This is a genomic window from Dictyobacter aurantiacus, from assembly GCF_003967515.1.
Classification (GTDB): domain Bacteria; phylum Chloroflexota; class Ktedonobacteria; order Ktedonobacterales; family Ktedonobacteraceae; genus Dictyobacter; species Dictyobacter aurantiacus.
On sequence record NZ_BIFQ01000001.1, the window covers coordinates 3576049 to 3593957 of the forward strand.

Annotated in this window: 12 protein-coding genes; 6 read left to right on the forward strand and 6 right to left on the reverse strand. The window is 54.4% G+C overall.

Features of this window, described 5'->3' with window-relative positions:
- Window positions 1-45: 45 nt before the first annotated feature.
- Complete coding sequence (locus KTT_RS14515) at window positions 46-654, reverse strand: sulfite oxidase-like oxidoreductase (RefSeq protein WP_126596655.1); 609 nt, start codon at window positions 652-654, stop codon at window positions 46-48.
- A gap of 303 nt (window positions 655-957) precedes the next feature.
- Here KTT_RS14515 and prmC point away from each other — a divergent pair, with 303 nt between their 5' ends.
- Entirely contained in the window at window positions 958-1827 is an 870-nt protein-coding gene (gene prmC, locus KTT_RS14520; protein WP_126596656.1) for a peptide chain release factor N(5)-glutamine methyltransferase, read from the forward strand.
- 139 nt (window positions 1828-1966) lie between these two features.
- On the forward strand, window positions 1967-3313 hold the full coding sequence (locus tag KTT_RS14525; protein WP_160145867.1) for a glycosyltransferase family 4 protein: 1347 nt from the start codon (window positions 1967-1969) through the stop codon (window positions 3311-3313).
- Between the two features lie 173 nt (window positions 3314-3486).
- Here KTT_RS14525 and uvrA read toward each other — a convergent pair whose 3' ends face one another.
- Together uvrA and KTT_RS14535 are read right to left on the reverse strand one after the other, a co-directional pair.
- On the reverse strand, window positions 3487-6675 hold the full coding sequence (gene uvrA, locus KTT_RS14530; protein ID WP_126596658.1) for an excinuclease ABC subunit UvrA: 3189 nt from the start codon (window positions 6673-6675) through the stop codon (window positions 3487-3489).
- A gap of 795 nt (window positions 6676-7470) precedes the next feature.
- Entirely contained in the window at window positions 7471-8235 is a 765-nt protein-coding gene (locus KTT_RS14535) for a phytanoyl-CoA dioxygenase family protein (protein WP_126596659.1), read from the reverse strand.
- 641 nt (window positions 8236-8876) lie between these two features.
- On the opposite strand from KTT_RS14535, the gene lepB (KTT_RS14540) reads away from it, so the two are divergent.
- Both lepB (KTT_RS14540) and lepB (KTT_RS14545) read left to right on the forward strand, forming a co-directional pair.
- Entirely contained in the window at window positions 8877-9587 is a 711-nt protein-coding gene (gene lepB / locus KTT_RS14540; RefSeq protein ID WP_235845716.1) for a signal peptidase I, read from the forward strand.
- A 78-nt stretch (window positions 9588-9665) separates the two neighbouring features.
- Window positions 9666-10442 carry a signal peptidase I gene (gene lepB / locus KTT_RS14545; protein ID WP_235845718.1) on the forward strand — a complete coding sequence of 259 codons (777 nt, stop codon included), beginning with the start codon at window positions 9666-9668 and terminating at the stop codon, window positions 10440-10442.
- Window positions 10443-10513: 71 nt separating this feature from the next.
- On the opposite strand, the gene KTT_RS14550 is transcribed toward lepB (KTT_RS14545), so the two are convergent.
- The 3 genes from KTT_RS14550 to KTT_RS14560 form a co-directional block, all read right to left on the reverse strand.
- Window positions 10514-11617 (reverse strand): zinc ribbon domain-containing protein, encoded by a 1104-nt coding sequence (locus tag KTT_RS14550; protein ID WP_160145868.1) that lies wholly within the window; start codon window positions 11615-11617, stop codon window positions 10514-10516.
- 138 nt (window positions 11618-11755) lie between these two features.
- Entirely contained in the window at window positions 11756-12199 is a 444-nt protein-coding gene (locus KTT_RS14555; protein ID WP_126596661.1) for a hypothetical protein, read from the reverse strand.
- Between the two features lie 91 nt (window positions 12200-12290).
- A complete protein-coding gene (locus tag KTT_RS14560; protein ID WP_126596662.1) occupies window positions 12291-13493 on the reverse strand; it encodes a hypothetical protein in 1203 nt (400 codons plus the stop codon).
- Between the two features lie 371 nt (window positions 13494-13864).
- On the opposite strand from KTT_RS14560, the gene KTT_RS14565 reads away from it, so the two are divergent.
- Together KTT_RS14565 and KTT_RS14570 are read left to right on the forward strand one after the other, a co-directional pair.
- A complete protein-coding gene (locus KTT_RS14565; RefSeq protein WP_126596663.1) occupies window positions 13865-16309 on the forward strand; it encodes an endonuclease MutS2 in 2445 nt (814 codons plus the stop codon).
- Window positions 16310-16808: 499 nt separating this feature from the next.
- On the forward strand, window positions 16809-17882 hold the full coding sequence (locus KTT_RS14570; protein WP_126596664.1) for a lytic transglycosylase domain-containing protein: 1074 nt from the start codon (window positions 16809-16811) through the stop codon (window positions 17880-17882).
- Window positions 17883-17909: the final 27 nt, after the last annotated feature.

Sequence of the window (17909 nt, forward strand, 5' to 3'; positions counted from 1 at the left end):
ACACAAACGCGCTGGTCGCTCATGAGCGACCAGCGCGTTTGTGTTCTACCAGTAGCGTTCTTCTTTCCAGGGATTGGCCCGGTTGTGGTAGCCGCGCTGTTCCCAGAAGCCGGGGCGATCGCGCTCCATGAACTCCAGACCATCCAACCACTTGGCGCTTTTATAGGCATACAGCTTGGGCACCAGCAAACGCACCGGACCGCCATGATCCGGCTCCAGAGGCTGTCCATCATGCTTCAGGACGATCATCACATCCTCGTCGTCCAGATTCTGCAATGGAAGGTTGGTTGTGTAGCCGGTCCATGAGTGCGCCATTACAAAGTGGGCCTCGGGCAGCGGTTTGACGCGCTGCAAGATCTCACGGATGTGCACGCCTTCCCAGGTGTTATCGTAGCGGCTCCAGGTGGTGACGCAATGGAAGTCCGACGTCATGGTGGTGCGCGGTAGGGCCAGGAATTCGTCCCAGCTGAGCTCCAGAGGCTGCTCTACCAGGCCGTTGATCTTTAGCTTCCAATCGTTTGGAATCCCACTCGGGGTGCGTTCATAGCTTAAGACCGGCCATTTTTTTGTCAGATATTGTCCGGGCGGCAGGCGATCCAGACCATCTGGCCTCTTCTCCATCGGTGCGTTTGATTTTTTTCCAAACAAATTCATGTCCAGCGACTCCTTGTCTAATTAGACCTATCATATCATTCGTTATCTACCACTATGGCTGATCACAAAATGAAGATGGTTACGCTTACAATTGTGAGTAGCATCCGTTATTTTATCTGATAGGAATAGATACGTTTTAACGGAGCTATTTTTTCGGCCCTGTTGATGAGCGCATTGTAGATGGCATAATGGTTGTAGGCCAAATCATGATATACTCTGGATGAAGAACGCATCCTGTTCTGACATCCCATTGAAGGCGGTTTTGCTGGTCGCCAACCATTGTAATGTTTAGGATAAAAGAAGATGACAACGTTGCGGGAGGCATTGGCGCAGGGAGCACAGACTCTGGCCCGGGCCGATATTCAAGGAACGCGCCTGGAGGCACAGGTGCTGCTGGGGGAAGTGCTGGGTATGGATCGTTCGCGCCTGCTGGCCTATCCTGACCAGGTGCTGACGCGTGAGCAGGAGCAGCTTTACCACAGCTATCTTCAGCGGCGCGGCGCCCATGAGCCGGTGGCATATATCGTGGGCCACAAAGGATTTTATGGGTTGGACTTCCTGGTAGACCGGCGCGTGCTTATCCCACGACCTGAAACTGAACTGCTGGTGGAGGCGGCCCTGCAAGAGATCGATCAACGCCTCGCCAGCGGAACGATACCCGTGGTGGCCGATATCGGTACCGGCAGCGGCGCTATCCCTATCAGCGTGGCGGTGAACGAGCCGCGTCTCCCCTATATCTATGCCTGCGATATTTCTCCAGAGGCCCTTGAAGTGACGCGTCAGAACTGTGAGCGTCATCATGTGACTGACCGCGTGCGTTTATTAGAGGGAGACCTGCTGGCACCTTTACCTGAAGTGGTCGATGTGCTACTCGCTAATCTGCCTTACGTTGGAGAGCATGAGCGGAGCGATATGACCGCGGATGTAGTGGGCTATGAACCGTCGTTGGCTCTGTTCAGTGGCCCACATGGGCTAGACCTCTTGTATCGATTCTGCAAAGATGCGCACGCTTCTGGTACCTTGAAAAGAGGAGGTGTGATGCTGTTGGAGATCGGCTATCAACAATGTGAGCCGTTGACACACTTTCTCCATGGGCTCTGGCCACAGGCTGCTATCCATTGCCAGAAAGACTACGCCGGCTGGGATCGCCTGGTACACGTTCGCCTGCCGTAACAGGGCATGCGTAATCAGGCGAAGAAAAAGGCGCGTCTTTGCGTTTTCTTAACGAGAGCCGTATAATTGGACGCATTGATGGGGCGCAATGTTGCTTCCCATCGTTATGTTATTAACCACCATTTTAGGGGGCATATTCATGGTTCTGGCGCATGTCCTATATAGCCAGCCAATCTTTTCGCTATTATCTACCTTTATTATTCATGCGGACCATCCGAATGTAAGTCTGGTTTTATTGCTGGCTGGCGCGATCTGCGCATTCATACTGTCGTATCTGCTGATCTTTGCAGTTATTAAATTAAGCAAGCGCTACTCACTGGTCCGCAGGACCGAGCCTGGTCGCAAACAGGACACCGTGTCTCGACTGGGTGGTGTGCCCATCTTCATCGCCTTTGTCATCTCGGCGTTGATCTTCTACATCCACAATCCCGATCTGCAGCAAAAGGAGATCATCATTTTCTGGCTCTTCCTGGCTGCTGCTACTTTGATTGTGGCGGTGCATGCGTATGACGATGTGCGGCCTCTGAAGCCGCTGCCCAAATTGCTGGCCCAGACCATCGCGGTCATTATCGTGATGGGCCCCTTCATCAATGGCAAATTTAATGGCGTGCTGCTCTTCGGCTTTGGCAATCCATTTCAGTCTCTCTCTACCGGCGTTGTGCCTTTTTATCATGGCAGTACCGTCAACATCTTTATCAATAGCACCGATATTCGTCTGCTCGCCATTCCTGCCGTCATCTTCACCTGGTTCTGGATGGTCGGGATGATGAATACCGTCAACCTGATCGATGGCCTGGATGGATTAGCCGGTGGCGTGGTGGCGATTACCGCTATCTGTATCGCCATTACCAGCTGGGTCCTGCAGCAATATACGATTGCTGTGTTGTGCTCCATCTTTGCCGGTGCGGTGCTGGGATTTTTGCCGCATAACTGGAATCCCGCCAAAATATTTATGGGTGATAGCGGCTCGCAGTTTTTAGGACTGTCACTGGCTGTCCTCTCGATCATGGGAGGTGCTAAAATCGCCCTTGCATTGATGGTGCTGGGAGTTCCCATTCTGGATGTGGCGATTGTCATTATTAACCGCGTGCGCCGTGGTCAGCATCCTTTGCACTATGATCGCACCCACCTCCACTATCGCTTGCAGGCTACCGGTCTGAGCGTCAGGCAGATCTGCTATATCTTCTATGGCTTGACTATCCTCTTTGGTGCGTTGGCCCTCTCCTTTGGCCACTTCTTCAAGCTGATCGGTATTATCCTGGTCATGCTTGTGATGGCTGGTCTGATCGTCTGGATCGACTCGCGCCAGCAACAGCGCGGCCTGCCAATTAAACTGGACAAATCCGATCCCGGCAAAAATGGTCCTGCCAGTATCGTACCAATCACTGAAGACCCGGTCACAGATGGTCCGCCTAATCATCAAGAGCCCGGTCAAGATGGAGAACCGGTCGCCCACCATCCCTCCCACATTTCATCGTCATCGTAGGTTCAGCCCTTGCAGGCGCTTCCTGCTTCTGAGCATAACAGGAGTCCATTATATAATGATGCAGCAGGTGCGCAGTTGCGCACCTGCTGCATCATTATATAAAATCCGTTGCGGCCGCGCATGCGGACGCCCGTGCGGGGGCGCTCACGCACCGCCGTGTGCTGATCAGCGTCCTAATTGGGGACGCTGGTCAGCACGCGGCGGCTCTTATTCTCGACCTCTTCGTTGAGCATGCGCTTCAGGAAGTGGCCGGTATACGACTTTTTGTTTGCTGCCACCTCTTCAGGTGTGCCCTCGGCAATAATGGTGCCGCCGGCGTCTCCACCTTCAGGCCCTAGGTCGATCAGCCAGTCGGCGCTCTTGATCACATCCAGGTTATGTTCGATGACGACGATGGTGTTGCCCGCGTCTACCAGGCGCTGCAGAACATTCAGCAGACGTTCCACGTCGGCGAAGTGCAGCCCCGTCGTTGGCTCGTCCAGGATGTACATGGTGCGTCCCGTGGCTCTACGCGAGAGCTCGGTGGCCAGCTTGACGCGCTGCGCCTCACCACCTGACAAAGTGGTAGCTGGCTGCCCCAGGCGCATGTAGCCCAGACCGACATCGTACAGGGTCTTCATCTTGTTCTGGATCGAAGGCACGTTGGAGAAGAAGTCTTGCGCCTCCTCCACCGTCATGTCGAGTACGTCTGAGATCGTCTTGCCTTTGTAGTGGATCTCCAAAGCCTCGCGGTTATAGCGTTTGCCCTGACAGACCTCACACGGCACGTAGACGTCTGGCAGGAAGTTCATCTCGATCTTGACGATACCTTCACCGCGACAGGCCTCACAGCGTCCACCTTTGACGTTAAAGGAGAAGCGTCCGGCCTGGTAGCCACGTATCCTTGCCTCCGGCACCTGGGCGAATAGTTCGCGAATGCTGGTAAAGGCGTTGGTATAGGTGGCCGGATTCGAGCGTGGTGTGCGCCCAATCGGCGACTGGTCGATATCAATCACCTTGTCCAGGTGCTCAAGCCCCTCAATGCTATCGTGCTGGCCCGGCTTTTGATGGGAGCGGAAGAAGTGCTGTGAGAGTTTGCGATACAGGATATCGGTGATCAAGGTACTCTTGCCAGACCCCGATACGCCGGTGATGGCGACAAATTTGCCCAGCGGAATACTCACATCCACGTTTTTCAGGTTGTTCTCCCTGGCACCCCGGATCGTCAGGGAGTTGCCATTGCCCTCACGGCGTTCCTGGGGTATCTCGATGCGACGCCGATGCGAGAGATAATCGCCCGTGACCGAGTTGGTATTGGCCACAATCTCATCATAGGTGCCCGCGGCCACCACATGCCCACCATGCTCACCAGCTCCCGGACCGATATCGATGATATAGTCGGCGGCGCGCATAGTATCCTCATCATGCTCGACCACCAGCAGGGTGTTGCCCAGGTTACGCAGCCGCTCCAGCGTATGGATCAGCCGATCATTGTCCCTCTGGTGCAGGCCAATGCTGGGTTCATCCAGGATGTAGAGCACTCCCATCAGCCCCGAGCCGATCTGCGTGGCCAGGCGGATACGCTGGGCCTCGCCTCCGGAGAGGCTGGTGGCTGAGCGATCCAGGGTCAGATAGTCCAGGCCAACATCCAGCAAGAACTGGATGCGCGCGCGGATCTCTTTGAGGACCTGGCGCGCGATGAAGCGCTCACGCTCACTCAGCGTGCTCAGCAGCAGAGGACCCCTGGTGGGAATCGGCGTCAATGGATCGCCGAGCAGGGAGCCATTGCCGGTGGCTTTTTTGCCGTTGCTCTTTCCTTTGCCGTTGGCGACGACATGGGTGACCGGAGGCGTTACCTCGGCCGTTCCATTCTCAAGCTCATGGAAGAAGGCCTGGGTGCGCGAGATAGCCAGGCGCGTCACCTGTACGATGTTGCGTCCACCTACCGTGACGGCCAGGGCCTCCGGCTTCAGACGTGCCCCGTGACAATCAGGACACAGCCGGGCCGACATATAGTTCTCGATGTCCTCGCGTACACCCTCGCTCTCGGTCTGTTTATAGCGACGATCCAGATTAGGAATCACCCCTTCAAAGTTGGTGGTGTACGTTTTGGTATGCCCATGCTGCGGCGTATAGCGGATGCTCAGGGGCTCATCATCCCCATAGAGCAGCTTCTGCTGCACTTCGGGACTTAACTCTTTCCATGGTTTATTGAGATCAAACTCATAGCGCCGGGCCAGCGCCTCCAGGGTCGCCATATACCACTGGCTGCCATTGACTACCTTGTTCCACGGCGCGATCGCGCCCTGCAGAATGCTCAGGTCGGGATTGGTCACAATCAACTCGGTGTCGATCTCTAGCTGTGTTCCCAGACCTGTGCAGGTGGGACAGGCTCCGTGTGGACTGTTAAAGCTGAAGGTGCGTGGCGCGATCTCTGGCAGGCTGATCCCACAATAGACGCAGGAGGCCTTCTCGGAGAACAGAATCTCCTCACCATCCACCACCGCCACCAGTACCACACCGTTACCCAGCTTCAGTGTCGTCTCCAGCGAATCAGAGAGGCGCTGGCGGAAGGCTGGATCCACCTCCTCGTGTACGATGGCTGAAATGGCCGGTTCGGCGATGCCGCTCTCATCCACATGCGATTCTTTGGCGGCATTGACCTCGTAGAGAGCTACCGGCTCCGCCACTTTTTTCAGCGGGGCGCTTCCATTCTGCCCATCTTCATGCGCCTGTTTCTTCTGTTTGCGGATGATCAGACGGTCTACCACCACCTCGATGGTATGCTTCTTCTGCTTATCCAGTTCGATCTCATCGCTGAGATCCATAATCTTGCCATCCACACGCACACGAACGTAGCCTGAACGGCGCATCTCCTCGAAGATATTTTTATATTCGCCCTTACGCCCCTGTACCAGGGGAGCAAGCAGCAGGATGCGCGAACCATCAGGCAGACTCAGGACCGCGTCGACGATCTGCTGGAGCGTCTGCTGGCTTACTTCTCGTCCACACTTAGGACAGTGCTGATGTCCGATTCTTGCGTAGAGCAGGCGCAGGTAATCATAGATCTCCGTGACGGTGCCCACGGTTGAGCGAGGGTTATGTGAGGCCCCTTTCTGATCGATAGAGATAGCCGGGGAGAGGCCATCGATATGCTCTACATCGGGCTTATCCATCTTATCCAGGAACTGGCGTGCGTACGCTGAGAGGGACTCGACATAGCGGCGCTGGCCTTCCGCGAATATGGTATCGAATGCCAGGCTACTTTTGCCTGAACCAGACAGGCCCGTAATGACGACGAGTTGATCTCGGGGAATGGTCACATCGATATTCTTCAGGTTGTGCTCGCGGGCACCACGGATCACGATCTTATCTTGGGGCATATTCTCAAACCACCCGTTACTAACTGATTATTTTCTTCTTAAATACAAAGACACACTGTCCGCAGAGACGCCTGTCTGCCTGTATGATATCGTTTGATGTCTTTTTACACGTATATATTGTCAAGTATAGCTATCTGTCCAGCAACCAATCAGCTCAACAGCGGGAGGCGCAGGAGGGCCTCGCCGGCCCTCCTGCCGGGGCGTGGGGGTGTCCCCCACTATCTCTTTCTCCCCTCTCACCGCCGCAGGCGGGCATGCACTGCCCCTGGACAGAAGCATTATGGGCGTTAATACAAACAAACGTTCCATATAACACTACTATACTTGTTCCTTTGACGTCAAGTGGTCCTGAAATAGGTCATAGGTAGGAAAAAGGCTGCATAGAATGGATGGTGTTTTGTTACTCTCATTCAAGATATTTCACTCACTTCTTCCACATATTCCACTCATAAGGGAAAACAAAACCCGCGACGGCTCTATTCCCAGGTATACATTCCGATAGATAAAGACAACAACGAACAAAAAACCCGAAACATCCCCGAAAAAAGGAACGTAATCCCCGAAAAAAGGAACGTAATCGTAGGGTCGACCTTCAACGGTCGACAGGGCTGCCAGCGCCAGCGACGGCAGCCCCCGTTCCCCCACGATCCCGTTTCCCCTGTCTTCCACGATCGCCCACGTGGTACCCCCACGCCAACGTACCACACGCGTACCCAAAAGCATCGCATGGAGCGAGATACTCTCCACCAGGAATCCGACGATCTTGAGGACTCACCGCTACACCATTACATTAAGTTAACGGCCGGCTGCGCTGACCACGTCGCGCATCCCCAGCCATTCGCGCCAGATATCGGTCATGCATTCCCAGTGCAGGGCGTCGTGCTCGATGTGTGAAAGGCGGAAGAAGATGCCATAGCGAATGAATGGCGAGGTATTGCCCGCGATGGTATGGGCGAGCTGATAATGGACCAGCGCGGCATCTCCAGCGCTGGCCGTCACCTGCTGTGGTTCCGGCAACGGCGTGTCTGGCATGCCCTGCAGCAGACTCTGCGGTGTATGTTCGCGGAAGTATTGTTCGTAGAGCCGATGCGTCCCCGGCCACACCGTAAAGTTACCCATAAATGGATGCGGAATATCACTCAAGAAGACGCCGAGCAGCGCCGTAAAATTCCCGATGACCCCTTCTTTTACCCCGTTGAGAGGACTATGCATCCCATCGAGATGGGGATTCCCTATACGCTCAGGACCTTCCTGCGGGAAGCGCAGGGCGATCTGTCCGGAACGTACAGGCTTGATGTTCCCCTGCCCGATCGCCGACTCTGCCACGCTCCACAGCTGCGAGGCGTAGAGCAGATTTGTAATGGCCTCTGAATCCTGAATCTCGGGACAATAAGAACGCGAACGTAGCGTCGGCAACTGCGCGGGATCCATCCCTTTCGATCCCAATGAGATGTTGATGGCGCGCAACGCATCATGCACCAGCGGCGTCGGAACGATGCCCGGTAGCTTCACAAAACCCTGCTCAAAAAACTCCTGCTTCTGCTGATTGGTCAATTCCATTGCGAGCGACTTTCCTTTATTTCTTTGCATCTAATGATCTATAAGGACGCGCTACATACCATACTTCTTCCTGCGTGTTAGACTTTTTGAGTTGATGCAGCAGGGCTTGCCGCCAATACTTTCAACATAACACGTTGACGTCCCTTGAAGAAGGGAGATGGCATCGTTGGTGGAACGTGCGCGTCTGGGCACGGGGCCGCTTCGCGGCAAGCGCCCGCAAGGGGCGCACCTACTCAAAAACCAATGCGGCCGCGCCAGCGGCTGCCCGTGCGGGGGAGCACCCGCACCCGTAAAAAGTGTGTCTGACACTTCCTAGCCTACCACAAAGAAGTGGCGATTTGTGGTGTGAGGGGGGAAAATGTATAATAAATGTATATTTCATCCAGTAATCAGTTCAATTGCTAGCTTTTTTGAACAAAATGCAACTGCGCTTTTTCGCAACCCGGCAGGTTCGCTGCGGGTATAATTAGTTATAGAGGTGCATGTGTGGGGGTATTTGCTATGGAGCTGAAGTTTCGAGGACGGATATAATAAAGATGGGGCGGTACAGTAGGCCGTTCTATGCGAAGCTAGCGATCAATTGATGGTGCCCATCCAAATACTGTTCCACATACATACGTTGCAATGACAAGGTGAATGGTTTGAAAGACAAAAAAGAACTCAGCAAACAACATCGCCTCATGCGCGAGATTATCGAGACGGTTATTCTCACAATCTTGATGTTTGTTATCATCAATCTGGCGGTACAAAACTATGATGTTGATGGCCCCAGCATGGAACCAAGCCTGCATAATAAAGAGCGAATCATGGTCGATAAAGTCTCATATCACCTGCATGATCCTGCGCGGGGGGATGTTGTTGTGTTTGTGGCTCCGCCAGATCCGGCCCTGAACTATGTCAAACGTATTATTGGAGTTCCAGGGGATGTGATTACCATCCAGGGCACAACCGTTAAAATCAATAATACCGTCTTACAGGAGACCTATGTTGATCCCTCATATCAGGGCAATCCGTATCAGCCGATCGTGAACAAGGTGGTGCCCAAAGATCAATACTTTGTCATGGGCGATGATCGCAAAAATAGCTCTGACTCCCGTTTATGGGGCTTTGTGCCGCGTCAGAATATCATCGGGCGCGCGGCCCTGGTTTACTGGCCTCTCAACGATAACAACAGCGGCTTCTTGCCCGATGTCTCCTCCGTCTTTGCGCACGTTCCGACCAATGCCACCAGGACTGATAATCTATCCGGCAACGTTCACCTGGTAAGTAGTACTTCTGGGGAAGGCGGGGTGATATTTTTCGCTATACCCGGCGTTTTCCTGGTATGCTCAAGGTGTAAGAAGAAACGTTGACATCGGGTACCACGAACAACTGGTAGCGTCGTTCTGGTCGAGCTAGTCTTTGACTAGCCAGAGTGCAGAGGAAAATCGGTGGATTTAGAATTTGATTTTGAGAAACGATATCGACTCGTTCGTGAAATTATAGAGACCCTGGTCTTAACCGTTTTAATGTTCCTGGTCATCCGTCTCGCGGTACAGAACTTCAATATTGATGGCATGAGTATGGAGCCTAATTTACATAACCAGGAACTGGTCATTGTAGATAAATGGTCTTATTTCTTTCATCAGCCGTCTCACGGAGACGTGATCGTATTTGTGGCTCCCCCCAACCCTACCCAGGACTACATCAAGCGTATCGTTGGCATGCCCGGAGACGTGATTACCATCCAGGGGACCAACGTGACCGTCAACAACAGGCAGTTGAGTGAGACCTATGTTGACCCGCATCGGCAGGGCAATCCCTATCCTCCCATTACCAATATGACGGTCCCCCAGGGTGCCTATTTCGTGCTCGGCGATAATCGCAATGGGAGCTCGGATTCACGCGATTGGGGGTGTGTGCCGCAGCAGAATATCATCGGGCGTGCGGCCCTGGTCTACTGGCCTCTGGGACAGGATAACTACGGTTTCTTGCCCGGTGTGTCATCCGTCTTCAATAAGGTAGGAGCGCCACCGCAGACTGGCGGAACAACTATGTGCCCTATTCGCCATGTGCAACCTGCTGCCTCCACCACACCCGCCTCTTCGCAGGCTCAGGTCGCCGTTCCATCGGAGCAGAGCACCAACCCATTGAGTACCGCCAGCATGCTTCTCCTTCCCAGCCTCTTCATCGGCTGGAACAAATGGAGACGCCGCCGCAAAAAATAATGTAAGAGAGAACAAAAAATGGACCGGCCTGTGCCGGTCCATTTTTTGTTCTCTCAATCCCGTATCGGGAGTTAGAGTGTGAAGGTGAGCTGCTGATTATCGAGCTTGACCGCTTTGATTGAGCGTCCGAGTTTGTTCTGTGCATCGGATAGGTGCTTATCCAGTATCGGCTTTAGCTCATCCGGGGACTCGATGAGGCCCAGCACCCCTTCGACGTTGACGTTATTGGCTACCAGGTGTCCGCTACTATCTAGCGTGGGCACCATACTGATCGCGGAGGGATAGCCATAGACCTGGAAAGCTATGCGGACTCGCTGGGGTGTGATGCTCGTCTCGGGTTTCTGGACCGGGTTCGATGGCGCCAGGTTGAGCACGATCAGATTGTTGATGGTGCTCTCATTGATTGGCAGCGTGGAGCCGGGTGGCAACAGTTGCGTGAGTTGAGACGTGGGCATCTGATTTACCGCGGACGTCATGGCTTTATCGAGTTCAGTTTGAGCGATATTATGTGCATAGGGGCGCAGGATAAAGATCCAGCCAGCACCTAGAATAACCAGGAGCAGAACAAGGGTGGTGAGGCAACCCAGGATGCAGCCACCCTTACTCCGTCGGCGTCGTGGTGCCTCACCCTGTGAATAGGCCGAATTGATAACAGCTGGAAGCATTTGAGACCCTTTCGTAGTTGTGTTTAACTTATAATATAATAACGGGGCGGCTTGTGGGAATGGTGACAATGCGGCCTGTGATGAAATCGCTGGCTGTTCTCCTGACGTTTGAAGTTCTGGGTGGGTGATACTAGAGATGGAGACCGGCTCTGTCGGCAATTCTGCGCTATACTCTCCTGATTTGGCTGGCGCCTGGGGAAGTGGGGTACTGGCATTGTGATGTACGACGTTACTGTTAGATTCGGTCGGTTGTTGTTCGGGGGTGGTCAGCTTGCCAGACTGATCTTTTCGCTCTTGTTGCCATGCACGCATCGCACGCATCGCCTCGGGTGAGACTCGCAGCGTAGCGTCCTCCAGTGTGGTATTACTCTCCGTCTCCAGCCTCTTCACCTCCTCCACTGATGCATCTTCCTCCGCAGCTGGCAGCTCTGTCCCCTCCACAATCGCGCCGCAATGTGGACAGAAACGCGCCTGCGGGCTCAGTTGCGTCTGGCATCGTTGACACTTCATGGACACATACGCTCCATCGAGAATGAAATCGTTATATTTAAGTATATGCTGATCCATAACTATTGTCTATGGAAAATTTATGGACAGCCCGACGCCCGTGGCGGCGCTCACGCGCCGCCACGGGCGTCGGGCTGTTTTTTACCATTCGCGCTTTAGAATTTCATCCATTGATGCGATGATCTGAGCTCGCCTGGCCGGGTCTCGTTCAAGTTCTCGCTTGACCTGCTCAATCAATGTTTTTTCCTGATCAGGCGGCAGTTGATAACCGTAGACCTGGTGAATCGCGGTCGCCGCGGTTCGCCATATCTTTTCGTCGTCGCTCAATTGGGGTGGCGGTAGCCGTTCGGCGCTTCGTTTATCGGTGGTTCCAGGAGGGCTGTCACCCTTCAGTGGAACCAGTCCGTTGGCCGCGAAGGGAATGTCACTATCGATCAGATGGGCGGAATGCGGCGTCGCGCGATCAATGTGCACGATCGCCATCTGTTCCGTGGGTTGTAGAGAGGCAATAGTACCTTCCAGATAAATGACTTCCGGAGCACCCCAGAAGACACGTTCTCCTACATGTAAAATCACGATGCTCACTCCAATTTCTTCTTTACCTGGTATATATTTTCTTCTCTATCTGGTATACGACCCACATGGCAGATAGTTCCAATAGAAGCGAGCTCGGCACCTACGCCGAGGCCGTTTGGTTGGCATCTCCCTGGTGAATGTTTTCACCCGTTTGCCGACCCAGGGTAGTACCGATATAGGTGCCCAGCAGGCCGAGCAAGAGGCTGACTACCGTGCCGATCAGTCCGCTGCGATTCATGACTCCCAGCGCCGCATTGAGCTGGAAGACGGTCATTGGTACGCAGGCCAGTAGACCCAGGAGGGCGCTGCTCCAGTGCAAGCGTGACCATGACCACTGTTGCCGACGGGCCCTGTTGATCACAATATCAAAGATGGGAGCCAGTACAATCGGCAGGATGGGCCAGAGGCGTACCGCCAGAATGGAGACGAAGGCGAATGCATTCAAGGCCCGCCGATATTGTAGGTGTTCAACGCCAACCAGATAGCTCGTGGCTGGCGGCACAAAGGCGGTAAAGATCAGGCCGACAACGATATACATCAGGATAACGGTTGTCGCCGACCAGCGACCGCGTACCGCCGTCTGGACCGTCATCAGGATAAAGGTGGTTAAGAGACCTGCCAGCACAGGAAAGAGGCATATTTTAAACAATCCCAGATCTAAATAATTAGTGATGGTAAGCGCGTCTGAGAGCAGGATCGTGAAAATACTGAGCACCAGGCTTAACGCCACGCATGTTGACAGAGCGCTGATGCGCTCGCCTCGCCTCTGTCCAGCCGTCCGTGCCAACTGGCCCGCCGAGCGTAGCATAAAGGCGGCCCCCAGTGGCATACTGCCCATCCCTACCAGGATCATTACGTGAAAAGGGGTCCATAGAGCTACATCGATGCCGTACAGAGAATGCCAGTAGCTATCGAGTGGAAACGCGATCGCCGCGTCCAGTGCCGCAAAGCCAGCGATATAGGTTCCCAGGGAACCATAGAACATTCCGGCGAATTGTGTGCTATACTGTGCTAGTTGGGGTTTACGCCGAATCACCATTGTTTCTACGCAGACAGCCGTTAATGCCAGGAGACCACCCAATGTTATGCCTGTAAGCATCATAATATGAGGCGGGATCAGTGTGCGATCCCGACCGACAAAGAGATGCCATTGAATATCCCAGCTCGTGCCTACCAGCGAGATAAGGGCGCATACGATGATACCCAGGCCAATTGCCAGGCGCGCCACCCACAGTGTCTGTACGGTGGGTGCCTTCACCAGGGCCTGCTGGATTTCCTGTGTGCCACCAAGTGCTTTTGCCATCGTATTCTCTTCCTTTGATGTGTAAGATTGATAAGCCTGCAATAAACCAGCCAGGTTCTCAGTTTGTATGAATGGGATTAAGATGCCTTCCACGAGAGAGTTACGCCTGTCAGGCAAGCGTCGCACACGCATTCTCTCCATGTACTATATTACCTATTTTACGCTAAATATTCCGAAATTGTTAGAGAGCAAGCTTCGCCAACCTGAAAGATCATGGAAAGTGATCGCCCCCGCTCGGGCGTCCGCCTACGCGGCCGTGAACACCGCAGGAATGTTTCTTTTCGGGGCGGATGCCGTGAGAATTGTGTAGAGATGCTGCGTCCAGGGCTGACGCAGCCTGTGTTGTGTAAAGAAGGACCCAAGACGAGATTATGCACGAGAAAAGTATACAGACGCTAGAATTTCCAAAGATCTTAGCGAAGGTGGCGCATGAGGCGGCGTTCTCGGCCAGTAAGGATTTAGTCCTTTCCCTGGAGCCGACGACCGATATTGACGAGGCCCGTCGTCGCCTGGCGTTTACCTCCGAGGCAACGCGTTTGATCGATTTGAACGCGGACATCGGGGTGCGTGGTGCCCACGATATCCGTCCCCTGCTATTGCGCGCCTCCCGCGATGGCGTACTATCACCCACTGACCTGGTTGAGGTGCTGGCGACCACGCGCAGTATCCTGTACGTAGCGCGCGCTCTGGACAAACTGGACCAGGAGACCTTCCCGCTACTGCATGCCCTGGGGGCCGATATTCCACAAAAGCCGCATATTGTGCGCCGCATTGAGGAGACGGTTAGCGAGGACGGTGAGGTACTGGATACGGCCAGCCCGGCCTTACGCAAGCTACGCTTCGATATCCGTGGCGCGAATCAGCGTCTGCAGGATCGCCTGCGTACGCTGGTAAACGAGTTCGGTCCGGCCCTGCAGGAGGCGATTATCACCACCCGCAATGATCGCTATGTCGTTCCAGTCAAGGCTGACGCGCGAGGCCAGGTGCGCGGCATCGTTCATGATCAATCTTCCAGTGGCGCGACCGTCTTTGTTGAGCCAATGGTGATTGTTGAGCTGAACAACCGCTTGCGTGAGCTCCAGGTCGCGGAACGGCAGGAAGTTGAGCGTATCCTGCGCGTCCTGTCCTCCGAGATCGGCAAGGACGCGGAAGAGCTAAAGCTGGGTGTCGAACTGCTGGCTGAGTTTGATCTCAACCTGGCCAAGGCCCGCTATAGCCGCATGACGCGTTCAACGTCTCCTAAACTTAATGAGGAGGGCATCGTCAATCTGCGCAATGCTCGCCATCCACTGCTCACCGGCAAAGTGGTGCCGACGAATTTTCATATCGGGCGCGACTTCTACATGGTGGTAATTACCGGTCCAAATACCGGTGGTAAGACCGTGGCCTTGAAGACCGTAGGCCTGTTAACCCTGATGGCGCAGTCGGGCCTGCACATTCCGGTGGACGATGACTCTGAGATCTCGATTTTCCAGAATGTCTTCGCGGATATCGGTGATGAGCAGAGTATCGAACAGAATCTCAGTACCTTTTCGTCGCACCTGAGCCGCATCATTGAGATCCTGAAAACGATTGAGGATGCGCGCAAGCGCAGCAAGCCGGATCTGCGTGGCAAGCTTGGAGAGGAACTGGCTCAGCGCGAGGCGAAGCCCGTCAATGTCCTGGTTCTCTTTGACGAACTGGGAGCCGGCACCGATCCTAGCGAAGGTTCGGCCCTGGCACGCGCCATCCTGACCTTCCTGTTGGATCGCCATGTGACCACCGTGGCAACCACCCACTATACCGAGCTCAAGGCCTTCGCCCACGAGCAGAAGAACGTGGTGAACGCTTCGGTGGAGTTCGATGTCGAGACGCTGTCGCCAACCTACAAGTTGAGCATTGGTTTACCGGGACGCAGTAACGCGCTGGCGATCGCGCAGCGTCTGGGACTGGATCAGCGCATCATCCGTGGCGCGCGTCGCTTCCTGGGTAGCGCAGGAGTCCGTATGGAGAACCTGCTTGAGGATCTGCAGAGTGAGCGCAAGGCTGCTGAGGACGAGCGCTTCCATCTCAGTATGGAGCATGCCGAGGCCGAATACCAGCGCAAACAACTGGAAAAAGAGCGTCAGGATCTGGAGATCGAGCGTGTGCGCATCTTAAACGAGGCTCGCGCCCAGGCCAGGCGCGAGCTGGATAGCGTGCTGAGCGAGCTGGCCAAAGTGCGCGTCGATGTCAATCGCGGTCAAGTATCGCGTGAACGGCTCAATGAGGCACGCCAGCGAGCCCGTGGCCTGGAGGAAAAGGTCAGCATGGTCCCCGAGCCTCAGCGCAGGCGAACGGTTGAACCCAGCGAGAAGCTGGAAGGACCACTGCAGATCGGCGATACTGTACGCGTACTCAGCTTTGGCCAGAATGCCGACCTGGTGGGACTTTCATCCGACCGCAGTGAGGCAGAGGTCCAGATGGGTGCGCTCCGCTTTCGCGTCAACGTCGATAATATCGAACGCATCAGCAAACGCAAAGTCAATAGTGAGGAGAAGTACAGCTCGCGTCCCAGCGTCGTGCGCACGGAATTAGAAGAGCGTCCCCCTGTGGGATTGCAGCTAGATATCCGTGGTCAGCGCGTGGAAGATGCTCTGGAAGAGCTGGACACCTACCTCAACGACGCTGTCCTGTACGGTATGGCAACCGTACGTATTGTCCATGGTAAAGGCACAGGCGCCCTGCGTGCCGCCGTACGCGAAGCCCTGACACGCCATCCGCTGGTCAAATCCTATGTCACCGCCCCACCCCAGGAAGGCGGCGACGGAGCCACCAACGTCACCCTCCGCGCCTGACATAGCCCCTTTTATAAGTTATGGGCAATCCCGGGCGCCATCCCGTTGATGTAAGAGGCGTTGGTGCAGCACAAGCAGGCGCCATCCCGCTAGTGTGTTGGTGTGGCACAAGCAGGCGCCATCCCGCTTGTGCCACACCAACACCTCCCACATCACTTGAGCGCCGAAGGCGCGTAGCGTCAAGGGCCGAAGGCGCGAATCTCCCCCCCAGATAAATATATCGATAAAAGAGTGTATCTATTGTTATTTACGCAAATAACAATAGATACACTCTTTTATCGATATATTTATCATCATTACCTTCGGGTCAAAACAAATCTTTTCGCGCCTGTTTTTAGTACTAAATACGTGCGCATAATGGACCGAAGGTCCTGTCTATCCCGGCGTATTTGACCCAAATAACGCTCTCCGCTAAGCTGTCTGTGGTGTGTAACAAATAGCATGATTTTATTTCACTGTGACGCGCACTGAATATATCGAAGGTGGTTAGAGTACAGAGATGTCTCAATTTCAACCAAAGCAATCTTTTAAAAAGAAGAACCCACCAGGCGATCATCGTGCCAGCACTATTTTGGTCGCTTCTGACGCTGCTGCGAATGTCACGCGCAATTTGCCGCCCCAGCCGGAAACGATACCGATGCCGAGCATGGCTCCTGGTAGAGGCTTCTCACAATTTCCCGCGCAGCAATATTCTGCCCAACAGGGGAGTCGTGGACAGATGCCTATGGCGCCAACGAGTGAGAACGGCCTGCGTGTAGGACAGAAGGGCATACAACGGAACCTGCCCGCAGTAAGAACGACGGGTCAACTGTATCCAAACCCTATTTCGGTCTCAATTCCGTTAAATAATGTTCCGGTAACACCTCTTCCGCAGTCTGTGATCATCTCGCGCGATCGCAAGGTGCCGCTGGTCATTCCCGGAAAAAGGCAGCACCTGCCGGATACCGAGTCTATAGACTTTCGGCGGCGTCACTTATCGGTGCGCTGGCGACAGGGCCTGACCATTCTAGCGATGTTGGGTACATTCATGATCATGATGCTATCCCTGACCCCACTTGGGCAGCAGAGCGGAGGGCTTAATGGTCTGTTACACTCGACCAGTGTCCCCAGAACGCAAAATCTTGATTTGTTATCCCGCAGCAGCAGTGGCAATCCAGATGGTTTTAATGAGCCGATGAGTGGAGACAAAGCCAGATATGTGGCCCTGGCGCGACAGGATGCCCTGAAATATGGCATTAGCCCGGATCTCTATGTGCGACAGATTCAGCAGGAAAGCCATTTTGATCCCAATGCCTATTCATACGTTGGGGCCATCGGCATCGCCCAGTTTATGCCCGAGACGGCGAAGGAGATGGGTTTTGATCCGCACGATCCAGTAGCCGCTCTGGATGGTGGTGCCAGATTCATGGGCGATCTTAACAACCGCTTTCATGGTGATTACGCCAAGGCGCTGGCGGGCTATAACGCTGGCCCGGGAGCGGTTGACATTGCTGTAAGTTCCTGTGGGGGCGCCTGGCTCTCCTGCATGGATCCACAGGCTCAGGCCTATGTTTATATCATCGAGGGCTGGTAAGCCGGATAAAGAAGAAAGACAGGCAAC